At 36.0% G+C, this 13,114-nt stretch carries 13 protein-coding genes; 11 read left to right on the top strand and 2 right to left on the bottom strand.

Features of this window, described 5'->3' with window-relative positions; genetic code table 11:
* Nucleotides 1–28: 28 nt before the first annotated feature.
* A complete protein-coding gene (locus O0955_RS12430) occupies nt 29–2,026 on the bottom strand; it encodes a heavy metal translocating P-type ATPase (protein WP_428982415.1) in 1,998 nt (665 codons plus the stop codon).
* A gap of 290 nt (nt 2,027–2,316) precedes the next feature.
* Between O0955_RS12430 and O0955_RS12425 the strand changes: the two genes are divergently transcribed.
* Nucleotides 2,317–4,353, top strand: a complete 2,037-nt coding sequence (locus O0955_RS12425) for a M13 family metallopeptidase (RefSeq protein WP_269427869.1) — start codon at nt 2,317–2,319, stop codon at nt 4,351–4,353.
* A 150-nt stretch (nt 4,354–4,503) separates the two neighbouring features.
* Nucleotides 4,504–5,292 carry a DUF2625 domain-containing protein gene (locus O0955_RS12420; protein WP_269427868.1) on the top strand — a complete coding sequence of 263 codons (789 nt, stop codon included), beginning with the start codon at nt 4,504–4,506 and terminating at the stop codon, nt 5,290–5,292.
* A 33-nt stretch (nt 5,293–5,325) separates the two neighbouring features.
* On the opposite strand, the gene O0955_RS12415 is transcribed toward O0955_RS12420, so the two are convergent.
* Nucleotides 5,326–5,664 (bottom strand): MmcQ/YjbR family DNA-binding protein, encoded by a 339-nt coding sequence (locus O0955_RS12415; RefSeq protein ID WP_269427867.1) that lies wholly within the window; start codon nt 5,662–5,664, stop codon nt 5,326–5,328.
* 118 nt (nt 5,665–5,782) lie between these two features.
* Between O0955_RS12415 and mnmC2 the strand changes: the two genes are divergently transcribed.
* The 9 genes from mnmC2 (at nt 5,783) to O0955_RS12370 (ending at nt 12,987) form a co-directional block, all read left to right on the top strand.
* The gene (gene mnmC2 / locus O0955_RS12410) at nt 5,783–6,523 is read left to right on the top strand and encodes a tRNA (5-methylaminomethyl-2-thiouridine)(34)-methyltransferase MnmC2 (protein ID WP_269427866.1); all 741 of its coding nucleotides are present in this window, start codon (nt 5,783–5,785) and stop codon (nt 6,521–6,523) included.
* A gap of 16 nt (nt 6,524–6,539) precedes the next feature.
* Nucleotides 6,540–7,487: an aldo/keto reductase gene (locus tag O0955_RS12405; RefSeq protein WP_269427865.1), complete on the top strand. Its 948-nt coding sequence runs from the start codon at nt 6,540–6,542 to the stop codon at nt 7,485–7,487.
* A gap of 78 nt (nt 7,488–7,565) precedes the next feature.
* Nucleotides 7,566–8,678 (top strand): AI-2E family transporter, encoded by a 1,113-nt coding sequence (locus O0955_RS12400; RefSeq protein ID WP_269427864.1) that lies wholly within the window; start codon nt 7,566–7,568, stop codon nt 8,676–8,678.
* Nucleotides 8,679–8,975: a hypothetical protein gene (locus O0955_RS12395; RefSeq protein ID WP_269427863.1), complete on the top strand. Its 297-nt coding sequence runs from the start codon at nt 8,679–8,681 to the stop codon at nt 8,973–8,975.
* A 5-nt stretch (nt 8,976–8,980) separates the two neighbouring features.
* Nucleotides 8,981–9,436, top strand: a complete 456-nt coding sequence (locus tag O0955_RS12390) for a DoxX family protein (protein WP_269427862.1) — start codon at nt 8,981–8,983, stop codon at nt 9,434–9,436.
* Between the two features lie 343 nt (nt 9,437–9,779).
* Nucleotides 9,780–10,205 carry a DUF7336 domain-containing protein gene (locus O0955_RS12385; RefSeq protein WP_269427861.1) on the top strand — a complete coding sequence of 142 codons (426 nt, stop codon included), beginning with the start codon at nt 9,780–9,782 and terminating at the stop codon, nt 10,203–10,205.
* A 190-nt stretch (nt 10,206–10,395) separates the two neighbouring features.
* A complete protein-coding gene (locus O0955_RS12380) occupies nt 10,396–11,391 on the top strand; it encodes a hypothetical protein (protein ID WP_269427860.1) in 996 nt (331 codons plus the stop codon).
* 166 nt (nt 11,392–11,557) lie between these two features.
* Nucleotides 11,558–12,238: a hypothetical protein gene (locus tag O0955_RS12375; RefSeq protein ID WP_269427859.1), complete on the top strand. Its 681-nt coding sequence runs from the start codon at nt 11,558–11,560 to the stop codon at nt 12,236–12,238.
* Between the two features lie 173 nt (nt 12,239–12,411).
* Complete coding sequence (locus tag O0955_RS12370; protein WP_269427858.1) at nt 12,412–12,987, top strand: hypothetical protein; 576 nt, start codon at nt 12,412–12,414, stop codon at nt 12,985–12,987.
* Nucleotides 12,988–13,114 lie beyond the last annotated feature (127 nt).

The raw sequence follows: 13,114 nt of genomic DNA, 5'->3' as shown, positions 1-13,114 counted from the left end.
TCCCAAATATACTAATTTTAATAGTATTTTAAAATTTCTTTTTTTGTATTCTCACTGCATTTAATATGGCTAATAAGGCTACACCTACATCTGCAAATACAGCTTCCCACATAGTTGCAAGACCTCTTGCACCTAAAATCAATACAATGGCTTTTACTGCAAAGGCAAGTACTATATTTTGAAGAACCACATTTTTAGTGGCTTTGCCAATTTTTATAGCAGTAGCAATTTTCGAAGGCTGATCAGTTTGTATCACCACGTCGGCGGTTTCAATTGCTGCATCACTTCCCATGGCCCCCATAGCAATGCCTACATCGCTTATGGCTAAAACAGGTGTATCATTTATACCGTCGCCTACAAACGCAACAACCTTGTTTTTATCTTTTTTAATCTCTTCCAGTTTTGCAACTTTATCTTCAGGTAATAAATCTCCAAAAAAAGAATCTATGCCTAAATGGGCAGCTACTTTTTTAACAATAGATGATTTATCTCCACTCAGCATAACCACTTGTTTTACTCCATTGGCATGCAATGCTTTTATTGCTTCCGCAGCATCTTCTTTAATTTCATCAGCAATTAGTACATAACCTGCATACTTTTTATCTACTGCAACAACCACAATAGTTTCTTCAATATCCTTTAAACTCTGGTCGTAATCAATATTGAATTTTTCGAGCAGTTTAACATTACCAGCTAAAACTTCCCTATCCTGCACATTTCCCTTCAAACCCATTCCTGCAATTTCTTCAATATTCTCTGCCAGATGAATCTCTTTTCCGGCAGCATATTCAACAATTGCTTTTGCTATCGGATGTGTAGACTTGGCTTCAACCGCAGTTAAAAGATTTAGAAAATCTCTTTCATCAATCTTACTTTCTACTTTTTGTACTTTAAAAACACCTTTGGTTAATGTTCCGGTTTTGTCCATTACTACTGTGTTCAGTTTAGTAATCAGCTCTAAAAAGTTAGACCCTTTAAATAAAATTCCATTGGCCGATGCCGCACCAATACCACCGAAATAGCCCAAAGGAATAGAGATTACCAATGCACAAGGGCAAGAAATAACCAGAAAAACCAGCGACCGGTATAACCAGGTACGAAAATCATAATCGTGTCCTAAAAGCAATAAAGGGATAATGACCAATGCCAGTGCCATAAAAAAAACAATTGGCGTATATACTTTGGCAAACTTGCGGATAAACAACTCGGTTTTTGCTTTGCGGGTAGTTGCATTCTGCACCATTTCTAAAATTCTAGAAATGGCACTTTCTTCAAACAATTTAGTCACCTTAATTTCTATAACCCGATCCAGGTTAAGCATTCCAGCCAGCACATTTTCAGCCTGATTAATGGTTTTCGGTTTACTCTCTCCTGTTAAAGCCGCTGTATTAAAACTGCTTTTATCTGATAATAATACACCATCCAACGGCACTTTCTCTCCGGCTTTTACTTGTATGGTCTCGCCAATATTTACAGTTTCTGGTTTAACGCTTTCATATTTATCATTTCTTAAAACACTTGCAGCATCTGGTCGCACATCAAGCAAGGCCCTGATGTTCTTTTTGGCCCGGTTAACAGCAGCCATTTGAAATAACTCACCAATGGTATAAAAAAGCATTACGGTAACGCCTTCAGGATATTGTCCGATACAAAACGCTCCAATAGTAGCAATAGACATTAAAGAAAACTCGGTAAAAAAATCCTTTGACTTAAAAGTTTCCCAAACTTCCCTTAACACAGGAATACCTACCGGCAAATAGGCTAAAATATACCAGTAAGGCCTAATAATATTAAAAGCAGAAACTTTAAAAACTGAATCTAAGGCAATACCTATAAGCAACATGATTAAGGTAATGATTGCCGGTTGATAGGCTTTAAATTGTGAAGGATCTTCTGAATGACTGTGGTCATGCCCGTGATCATCATCATCGTGAGAATGGTCATGATCATGGTTGTGTTGGTGGGTTGGTTTCGCTTTGCTGCCGCAGCAGCTGTCATCGTTAGGTAGGGCTCCTGAATTATTCATCTTTATGTCTAATATTCAAAATTAGTCAAAATATAATTGCTATCCTGAATCATTCTTGATAAGAAAAATTATAACACTTGCACAATAAATAATGTTAAAAAGTGTTAATAGTGTATAAGATTTAAAAAATCATGAAATCTATTAAGACCATATTTTCGCCCGCAGAATTTATCAGACGTCTGGGCTTAGCCAAAATATACTATTGGTTCAATAAGTAATATTTCTATTATATTATTATATATCATTTAGTATTTCATATTTTTCGCTGTTATAACTAACTTTAATAGCAAATGAAATATCAAAATCTAAAAAGATACTTTGCGGGCTTAGGCATTGTTGCAGCCAGTTTTTCGGCAAATGCACAAGCACCCAGAAAATTCATTGACCCAGCTAACATGGATCTTTCCGTTAAACCTGGCGATGATTTTTACCGGTACGCAAGTGGCACCTGGATAAAAAACAACCCTGTACCTCCAAAAGAAACCCGTTGGGGAAGCTTTAACCAACTTCGCGACTTCAATATTAACGCTGTAAAAAGCCTTGTTGAAGAGGCTGCAGCAGATAAATCGGCTCCTGCCGGATCTGTTAAAAGACGTGTTGGCGATTTCTACGCCGCTGCGATGGATAGCCTAACTATTGAAAAATTAGGTTATAGCCCTATTAAACCGGAACTTCAAAAAATTAACCAGATTAAAGATATTCAAGGTATTTTAGATCAGGTTGCTTACATGCGCACAAACGGCATGGGCGGCGGAATGTTCGGTTTAAGCGTTGGCCAGGACCGCAAAAACGTAAATAAATACATGGTTAGTCTTGGTCAGGGAGGCACTACTCTACCAGATCGTGATTATTACTTAAAAGACGATACCCGCAGCGTAAAAATCCGTGAGGCTTACAATACCTATATGGTTACTTTGTTTACTTTAACAGGAAGCACCCCTGCAGAAGCACAACAAAAGGCAGCCACCGTTTTCAAAATAGAAAAGCAATTTGCTGAAGCGCAAATGAGCCGTTTGGAAATGCGTGATCCTTATAAAACGTATAACAAATTTACCATTGCTGATTTTAATAAAACAACCCCTGATATTGACTGGAATACTTACCTGCCTAAATTTAAAATCAAAGGTCAGGACACTGTTTTAGTTTCTTCACCTAAGTTTTTTGCCAGCTTAGATGGCCTGTTGAAAAGTGTTTCAGTTGCAGACTGGAAAACTTATCTGGAATGGAATATATTAAAAGGCTCAGCATCAAGCTTAAGCTCTCCTTTTGTTAAGGCTAGTTTTGCGTTTAACCAGGCACAAACCGGACAAAAAGTTCAAACTCCCCGCTGGCAACGCATGTCATCTTTAACCGATGGCACAATTGGCGAATTACTTGGTCAGCTTTATGTTGCCAAATACTTCAAACCTGAAGCGAAAGAACGCATGAACCAGATGATTGTAAATTTGCGTAAAGCGTTTGAAATCAGAATTAATGGTTTAGAATGGATGAGTGCTGAAACCAAACAAAAAGCTTTGGCAAAATTGCATGCTTTTACTCCAAAAGTAGGTTATCCTGAGAAATGGAAAAACTATGATGGCCTGGTAATTAGCAAAGGAACCTATTTTCAAAACCTAAAAAATGCTGGCATTTGGGGATATAACGATATGGTAGATCAATTGGGTAAACCGGTAGATCGTAAAAAATTCGGCATGACCCCTCCGACAGTTAATGCTTATTATAGCGCTACTTTAAATGAAATTGTTTTCCCGGCCGGAATTTTACAATTCCCGTTCTTTGATCCAAATGCAGATGATGCCGTAAATTATGGCGGCATTGGTGCAGTAATCGGTCACGAAATGAGCCATGGTTTTGACGATAGCGGAAGTCAGTATGATGCAGCTGGTAATTTAAAAAACTGGTGGACACCTGAAGATAAAGCTAAATTTGAAGCAAAAACAAAAGCATTGGGCGAACAATTTGACGCCTACACGGTTTTAGATACCATCCATGTGATTGGTAAACTAACCATGGGCGAAAATATTGGCGACTTAGGTGGCTTAAACGCGGCTTATACTGCATTCAAAATGACTAAAGAAGGCCAAAGCAATGAAAAAATTGACGGTTTCACACCTGATCAGCGTTTCTTCTTAGCCTGGGCTCAGGTTTGGAGAGGTAATATTTTGCCTGATAATGCGGCACAGTTAATTAAAACCGATTCACATTCTCCTGGTGAATTCCGTACAATTGGAGCACCGGTAAATATGGATGCCTGGTATGAAGCCTTTGATGTTAAACCAGGAGATAAATTATATAAAAAACCTGAAGATAGAATTAGAATGTGGTAAATCTTATTTCCCTAAAATAATTCATCCCGAAGAGGAATATCAAACCTATATTACAATCGCCCTGAACAATCGGGGCGATTTTTTTTTAGCCCGGTTTTTAATCAGGTTCAGATTTATCATTCTATATTTGATTAAAATAACATCACCTCCATGATAAAAGTATTTAAAGCCATTTCTATTTTCTGCCTTTCAGCTGTTTCTTTACTTGGCGTTGCTCAAAATAAAATGCAAAGCATTGATGAGTTGATCAACAAAACCGATCCGGCCTGGCCGCTCGTTCAAAAATGGATCGACTCTGCTAAAAATAAAGTTGAAATCCTTGAAGTAGATTCGGCAAAAGCAAAAGATGCACTTTACAACGCTCAAATTTCAACCTACTCTACTTTGGGTGCAATTGTTTATAACACCGGTGGAATAATGATCGATAATGGCTGGATCAGGATTTTAGGATCGGGTAGCGCAAAATTAAACCGTTCTTTACCCGAATGGAATAAAGATAAAACCATTACCGAATATGGAGATAAACCCGGGTATCTTTTAGTGGCTGACGATGCAGTTGGTGGCTTCTTTGCGATTAATTATGGCAGCCTGGGCAAAGACATCAAAAATGTTTATTACTTAGCACCAAACAGCTTAAACTGGGAATCTTTAGGTGCAGGTTATGGAGAATTTATCCTTTTTTGTTTCGACAGCGACCTGAATAAATTTTATAAGGGCTTAAGATGGTCCAAATGGAATCAGTTTATAGCCAATTTAGATGGAAATAAATCTTACAGTTTCCGCCCCTACTTATGGGAAAAAGAAGGAACAGACATTGAAAAATGTACCAGAAAATTAGTCGATACTGAAGACCTGTATAGATTCAACATCACGAAGCAAAAAGAATTACAGGAAAATTCAAAAGAGGATAAAAAAGATGACAATAAAAAGGAGCAGTAAAACACCTTGCTGGCTTTAAAAAAACTCGTCTGATTAACTGTATTTCGCCTGCGTTTTTTTGGGCAGTTTAGCCAATACCAATGCCCTGGAATCCGCAACCCGTTTCATCAGTTCAGCATCCGGAAAAATTTCCAGATTTTCTACCCGCACCCATTGTCGTTTGGCCATGTGCTGCGCCTGCATAATACCATGTCTCGCAGTTAGTTCATCAAAATCATCAGGATTACATTTAATGGAGAAACTATTTCCTTCGTCAATGGCAATGATTACAAATATTTTTTCTTCAATCATAAAGCAAAGGTGCTCCCATTTCAGACCCTCGGTTGTACCCGGCAAGCTTAGACAATACGTTCTGAAAGTTTCTATATCCATTTTATCAATTTAGCAAAAAATCATTACACCAAACAACATTTTAAGAGGCCTTGAAGACTGATCAGCACAAAAAACACGACCAAAAGCAAATGCTAAATTAAAAACTTATTTTTGAATCATGAATATTCTTACACCAACTGCCGATGGATCCAACACTTTATACAACGAAAACATTGGCGAACATTACCATAGCAAACACGGAGCACTGCAGGAAAGTAAACATGTTTTTATAGATGCAGGCTTAAAATTTGCAAGCAATGGAAAATCTGAAATTTCCATTTTAGAAGTTGGTTTTGGTACCGGATTAAACTTTATTTTAAGCTTTGAATATTGCACCGAACAAAATATAAAACTCAATTATACAAGCATTGAGGCCTTTCCACTGTCAACAGAAGTTATTCAGCAAACCGGTTATGCCGCTTATGTTCCTGAAGAAATATGGAACAATTTCATCAATAATTATGATATGGCACTAAAGGGTTCACAAAGTTTATCGGCGTTTTGCAATTTGGAAATTCCGCATACTACTCTTGCCAGTTTTCACACAGAAAAAAAGTTTGATGTAATTTACTACGATGCCTTTTCCGTTCAGCACCAGCCAGAAATGTGGACTGATGAAATTATTGCGAAGGCCTGCAATTTCTTAAAACCGGGTGGAACTTTTGTAACCTACGCCATTACCGGAAAACTAAAAAGAGCCGTTAAAGCCAGTGGCTTTACCATTGAGAAACTTCCGGGTGCACCAGGCAAAAGGGAGATGTTAAGGGCGTTAAAAGAATCTTTTCCTGCGCCCCCATTAGAAATTGACACTTTTCAGACTGCCCGGCAAAACCCATGTGGCTTAGATTTGTTAAAGTAACATTAGAACTCATATTATGGAAAAACGAATTTTAGGAAAGTCGGATTTAAATATAGCACCTGTTGTTTTTGGTGGAAACGTTTTTGGATGGACGGTTGACGAACAAAAATCATTTGAAATACTGGATCATTTTGTAGGCGAAGGCTTTAACTTTATTGATACGGCCGATGTATACTCACGTTGGGTACCCGGTAATGAAGGTGGCGAATCAGAAAAAATTATTGGCAACTGGCTGAGTAAGCAAAATAAACGTCATGATGTAATTATTGCAACCAAAGTTGGTTCGGATATGGGCCATGGCAAAACACTAAAAAAAGATTACATCATTAATGAAGTCGAACACTCTTTAACCCGCTTAAAAACAGATTATATCGACCTTTATTTTTCTCACTACGACGATGAAACCACACCTGTTGAAGAAACTTTGAGTGCTTATGAGACTTTAATTAAAGCAGGAAAAGTACGCTGGATCGGCGCTTCAAATTTTTCAGCAGATCGCCTGAAAGAATCGCTCCTCTTTTCAAATCAGCATAACCTGCCTCAATATCAGGCTTATCAGCCCGGTTATAATTTATTCGACCGCGAAAGTTTTGAACAGGAACATGAAAAAATATGTTTAGAACATGGTTTAGGCGTAGTTACCTATTATTCTCTGGCAAGTGGCTTTTTAACCGGAAAATATCGTAGCGAAGACGATTTAAACAAAAGTAAACGCGGTGGTGGCATCAAAAAATACTTAAACGAACGTGGTTTCAGAATTTTAAAGGCATTAGATCAGGTTGCTGAAATACACCACACCGAACCTGCAGCCGTTGCATTGGCCTGGTTAATTTATCATCCTTCAATTACGGCCCCAATTGCAAGTGTGACAGATCTGGATCAGCTAAAATCTTTCACCGATGCAGCCAACTTAAAATTAAGTCCTGCAGATATTTCATCATTAGATAAAGCCAGTATCTATTAGAAAAAATATTATATATTTAAATGCCTGATTAAAACAAATTAGTCAGGCATTTTGTATATAACGGGACATAAAAATTCTATGAAAACAACCGGACTATCATTCCTTCCTAAACTTGCCCTTGTATTATTCTGTTTAATCAGCTTAACGTACATTGCTATACTGGGTCAATCGTTACTGGCACCCCTATTATTCTCTTTTTTAATGGCACTTCTGCTTTTGCCGGCAGCTACCTTTCTGGAGAAAAAACTTAGATTTAAACGCGGTTTATCAACCATTTTCGCGGTTGTATTAATGATTGCAGTAATCGGTGGCATCATATTTTTTTTTGGCAACCAGCTTACTGATTTATGGCAGGACTGGCCTTTACTTAAAGAAAAGGCAAATGTTTCTTTTCATGAATTGCAGCATTGGATTTCATCCACTTTCCATGTAAATACAGAAAAACAGATTTCTTATTTAAATGACAGTGCTGAAAAAGCTTTGGCAACAAGTGCTACCGTAGTTGCAGCAACCCTTGCAACGGTATCGTCAACGTTTTTATTTTTAGGTTTTACCCTACTTTTTACCTTCTTTATTTTAAACTACCGCCACATTTTATATACTTTTTTAACCTCCGTTTTTAAAGAAGAACACCGGGAAAAAGTATCCGAAATTGTGAGCCAGATTCAAAGCATTATAAAAAAATACATCATTGGCTTATTTCTGCAAATGCTTATTGTAACGGTTTTAATGATTGCCGTTTTATCAATATTAGGCGTAAAATATGCCGTTTTGCTTGGCTTAGTGGCAGGCATTTTCAATGTAGTACCTTATCTGGGCATATTTTCTGCTCTGTTAATCAGCTGTCTAATTACTTTCGCTACCGCAGGTGCGGCTAAAGTTTTATTGGTTTTAATTGCTTTTGTGGCCGTACATGCCGTTGATGGAAATATCCTGATGCCGCTGGTAGTAGGTTCTAAAGTTAAAATTAATGCCTTAATTGCCTTTGTAGGTATTGTAGTTGGCGAAATGGTCTGGGGCATCTCCGGCATGTTTTTGTGTATCCCTTACCTGGCCATGATGAAAATTATTTTCGACAGAATTGACGAGCTAAAACCATGGGGGCAATTAATGGGCGAAGGTGTTAAACCTTTAAAGAAAAGAAGGGTTTATCAGATTACGAAGAAAATTAAACTCGAAGAGAAAGAATAAATGCCCGAAAACAGATCTCCTCATATTCTAAGTACATCGGCTAATTTACTGGGCATATGCTTTATTGTATTAACCTCCCTGAAAAAACTAAACCTGAGCGATGGATCTTTAATTGACGAATTTGCAGTTCTGGCGGTCATAATTTTTATGACCAGTTGTATCCTTTCCTTTTTATCCATGCGCCGGGGACAAACGGCGAGCAAGCGCCTGGAAAAAACAGCAGATCTAATTTTTCTTTCCGGGCTGGTGGTATTGTTTATTGCAACCCTTTTAATTGCTTTTAACCTAATTTCCTAAGCTTTATGAAACCCCTCGTTGTTTTATTATGCTCTTTCATTGTTATTCTTTTAATTGGAAAGTATGCTGCTTTTGATCAGAACAATTTCTTTGCTGGTAATATAGCAATGAGTATTATGCTGCTTTTTACTTCTATAGGCCACTTTAAATTTAAAACCAGCATGGCCGAAATGGTTCCCTCATTTATCCCAAAAAAAGTTGAAATCGTTATTTTAACGGGCGGCCTTGAGGTACTTTTTGCCATTGGCCTGGTTATTGAAACAACCCGTTATTATACCGGAATAGCTTTAATTATTTTTTTAATCGCCATGTTGCCGGCAAATATTCATGCTGCAAAACACCATATTAATTATGAAGACTTGCATAAACGCGGACCTGGTTTGAAATATTTATGGTTCAGAATTCCATTTCAAATCTTCTTAATCGCATGGGTATGGTATTTCAGCATCAGGATAATCTAAATCCCTACCATATTGGCCACATGCTGACGCACACGTATCGCATATGAAGAGTGCAATCCATAGTATGATAAAAATATGAGTGGGACATCATGATATTAAAACCACCCTCATTTATGCACAAGTTGGTAAAAGATGTGAAAGCAATAAGTCCATTAGACAAATTAAATGGGTAGTAAACTTGCATTTATTAAGTAGGCTTTTAAAAATGTTGTACTCAAATACGCATAAAAGAAATATAAAAAGCTTAGGCTCAACCTATCTGGGGGTACATTAATTATTTTTCTATCTTAAAAACTTGCGTATATTTATAAGTTAGCGGTCAGTTTACAGACAGTATAAGAATATGAGAACAGTTTTTATTTTACATCATTCCTACGAACTTGGAGGCTGTAACGAGACAAAATTAATTGGTGCTTATTCGACAAAAGAGCAAGCTGAATTAGCAATAACTCGGCTTAAAGACAAAAATGGTTTCAAGTACAGACCAGAGGCATTTGAAATTTCTGAATACGAACTTGACCAAGACAATTGGACAGAAGGCTTCTCGACTATAACAACTATTCAAGTTAAAAGTAAGGACAATGCATGGATGACAGTTCAGGCCGAATGCTTGCCAAATAACCAGTATCAAATTTGGGAACTATACGACAATGATTTACTTGATGAGTTTAAACATTTGGACATTGTAGAGTGTGAAGAAAGGGACGATGATTTATTTGCTTTTAAACTTGTAAGTAAATCCGACACGTCACCAAGAAATGACAGATAAACAAAACCGAACCGCTAACACGGGTTTTGCGTCAGGCGGGCTGATTGCAAAATTCAACAGTAGTTTTTCAAATGAACATTAGTAATAAAACCAGCTTTTGCGCTTCGATTTCTCGCCTGAACGCAAAGCCCTAGAACGTTAGCGGTAATTTTACAGACCGACCCAACTAAATGAAATAACTCAACAAATAATGATGAAATTATACAAAATACTTTTCTTTCTAAACTTCACACTTCTATTCACAGGCTGTAACGGACAAAATAAAAACACAAAATCAGAAAAAGATATTTATACAATCGGAAACGAAATAAAACATTTCAGTAAAGAACCGCATTACGGAGCAAGTATTACAACGAGTAATTGCTCGTTTGAAATTCTAATTAATGACGTTCCCATAATTAAATACAAAGATAATTCTGGAGGCGGTTTGTCAGGTTCGTATTTTCCGCTGAATTGGGACATCACCCAAAAAGGTCCACAAAAAATAACTATTCGTTTGTCTCCTGGATTTAATCAAACCACCAATTCAATGCACACAACATTAATGAGGAACTCTGGTGTTCGGATAATTATAGAAGAATCTTTCATAAACAAAGATAATAGTTGGGGCGATGAAGAAGAAGTAAAAACTTATACAACGCCTCAGAAAATGGTTGAAGGTAGAGAAGTTGCAACTTTTGAAGGAAAGAATTATTTTGAAGACAGTTTTACTTTTGAAGCAAATGTTCCCTATACAATTATCACTTTAGATAATGCCGAAACACTTTTTACGAATGATAAAGACAAACTAAAAGCATTAGAAAAGGAAGTTGTTGCAAAATACAATGAAATAAGAGAAATCTATTTGAAAGGAACAAAAAATGATTTAGCGAATGTTTTTTATAACACAGAAAAAAGATTTTCCCAACAATTGTATCAATCATCTACCGAAATTAAATATCGATGGGACAATGATTATCAATTTAGAACAGATGATAATCTTAATTTTTTTGATTTGAAACCCATAGAAAAATACAAAATGACTTTTTATGCCAATGGAAAATTAGTCTGTTTAGAAAAAATAAATAACGAAAAATCTGCACTTTGGGGAGGTTTTAAGCGAAAAGACAAAGATATTGGAACTACAACTTACATTCAACTTTATTTGTATCGCCCAAAAAATAGTGCTGAACTGCAAGCATATTAAAAAGCTACCGCTAACAAGGGTTTTGCGTCAGGCGGGCTGATTGCAAAATTCAACGGCAGTTTTTCAATTAAACTTTAGTAATAATACCGGCTTTTGTGCTTCGATTTCCCGCCCGAACGCAAAGCCCTAAACCGTTAGCGGTAATACGCCTGACCTAAAATGGATTATGGAGGAAAATATTTTTTTTACTGACATCAAAGAAAGCATTGAAGAAAATTTTTCTTTTCTTCAATCTGACTTTCAGTTTTCCGCATTCGTTGAAAAACAACTGGCATACGAAATTCACTTTGAAACGGAAAACGATTTTGTTAGTATTGACATTTGGTTTGAGGCAACTACATCTACACCAATCTGGGCGAAAATAAATGAATATTATATTGACAATCTTGAACCAAAAAACAAAAAAATAGAGAATTATCGAACTGATTTGAGAGAAAATTACAACAATCTTTTTGAACAATATTTGAAGACAAAAAAAACGATTTTTTTGGACAAGATATCGAATCAATATGCAGTAAGTGGAAAAGAAATAAATGACAAATATTTAAAAGAATTAAGTGAAATATTGAAAAGACACATAGCTGTTTTGAATGGAGATTTTGATTTGTTGGAAGCTAACACCAAAATCATAATTGAAAACAATAAAAATTCAAAAGACAAAGAACGAATTGAAAAGGGAATTTATACAATTGAATATCAATATTTTTGCAAAGACGAATATGATATGTATGAAGAGTTCAAAAATATTAGTGAAATAAAGCCATACTTAGCCGAGCGACCCGAAATTAAGGTATATCGAGTATTTGATTGTTATATGAAGGAAATAAATTTACAATCGCTCGAATAAAAGTACTACCGCTAACAAGGTAATGGCGGTTGACGTTTTTCAATTGAACATTCGTGCAAGGTTCAACTTTCGTACTTCGATTGAACTTTTGTGCTGAAAATCCGCCACTACGCCAAACCGAAAACCGTTAGCAATAATGCTGACAAAAACCCAACACTTAAAAGAAAGAAATATTGAAAACGGTTTACAGAATTTTTTCAAAGGTTTGGTTTTTAAACATTATCGCAATGATTATGATGCTTTTTACTTTGCAATTTGCAGTAATAGGAATTATAAGTATTGCAGAAAACAGAATTAAATTTTATCTAAACGACAATTTTTTAGGCGTCATTTTATTTGTAATTATTTTAATCGTTGACATTTGGATTTTGACGGCAACATTTTTGCCCATCATAAAAATTAATGATTATGGAATTTTTGCCTATTCAATTTTTTGGAAAAGACGAATATTATGGGCCGAAATGAAATCTGCAAAGTTATTAAAGACAAAAAACCGACACTCAACAGGCAGAGCATCAGTAGATTTTGAATTTACAAAAGAACCCGAAACCAAAAATAATGCACTAACCAACAATGGACTAAGAGTGAATACTTTCATCATTATTTCAAAGAAATTAATTAAAAAGCCAGAAAATCTTTCGTTAAGTATACAATTACTAAATCATAAAAAAATAACTACAATCGAAGAAATTGCATTTGAATATGAAGAAGAAGCTTGGAAAATAATCCAAAATAAATTAAACGAATAAAAGCATTACCGTCAAAAATTGTTTGCATAAATCATTATTTTTCAATTGTTTAGATTATTACCACATAGCTTATTTCAGCCAAGCTGATTCCAAATCACACTTTTTTAACGAATTGTAAGCCAAACCC

The organism is Pedobacter punctiformis (assembly GCF_027213715.1).
Classification (GTDB): Bacteria; Bacteroidota; Bacteroidia; order Sphingobacteriales; family Sphingobacteriaceae; genus Pedobacter; species Pedobacter punctiformis.
The sequence above is the reverse complement of the archived record's forward strand: the minus strand, read 5'-3'. Positions and strand labels throughout refer to the sequence as shown.

What these genes read in the sequence shown, in the direction of transcription:
- O0955_RS12400 (WP_269427864.1), top strand. Translation starts at nt 7,566, where the DNA reads ATGAAAACAACCGGACTATCATTCCTTCCTAAACTTGCCCTTGTATTA.
- O0955_RS12395 (WP_269427863.1), top strand. Translation starts at nt 8,679, where the DNA reads ATGCCCGAAAACAGATCTCCTCATATTCTAAGTACATCGGCTAATTTA.
- O0955_RS12405 (WP_269427865.1), top strand. Translation starts at nt 6,540, where the DNA reads ATGGAAAAACGAATTTTAGGAAAGTCGGATTTAAATATAGCACCTGTT.
- O0955_RS12385 (WP_269427861.1), top strand. Translation starts at nt 9,780, where the DNA reads ATGAGAACAGTTTTTATTTTACATCATTCCTACGAACTTGGAGGCTGT.
- O0955_RS12380 (WP_269427860.1), top strand. Translation starts at nt 10,396, where the DNA reads ATGATGAAATTATACAAAATACTTTTCTTTCTAAACTTCACACTTCTA.
- O0955_RS12425 (WP_269427869.1), top strand. Translation starts at nt 2,317, where the DNA reads ATGAAATATCAAAATCTAAAAAGATACTTTGCGGGCTTAGGCATTGTT.
- O0955_RS12430 (WP_428982415.1), bottom strand. Translation starts at nt 2,026, where the DNA reads ATGAATAATTCAGGAGCCCTACCTAACGATGACAGCTGCTGCGGCAGC.
- O0955_RS12375 (WP_269427859.1), top strand. Translation starts at nt 11,558, where the DNA reads ATGGAGGAAAATATTTTTTTTACTGACATCAAAGAAAGCATTGAAGAA.
- O0955_RS12420 (WP_269427868.1), top strand. Translation starts at nt 4,504, where the DNA reads ATGATAAAAGTATTTAAAGCCATTTCTATTTTCTGCCTTTCAGCTGTT.
- O0955_RS12415 (WP_269427867.1), bottom strand. Translation starts at nt 5,664, where the DNA reads ATGGATATAGAAACTTTCAGAACGTATTGTCTAAGCTTGCCGGGTACA.
- O0955_RS12390 (WP_269427862.1), top strand. Translation starts at nt 8,981, where the DNA reads ATGAAACCCCTCGTTGTTTTATTATGCTCTTTCATTGTTATTCTTTTA.
- mnmC2 (WP_269427866.1), top strand. Translation starts at nt 5,783, where the DNA reads ATGAATATTCTTACACCAACTGCCGATGGATCCAACACTTTATACAAC.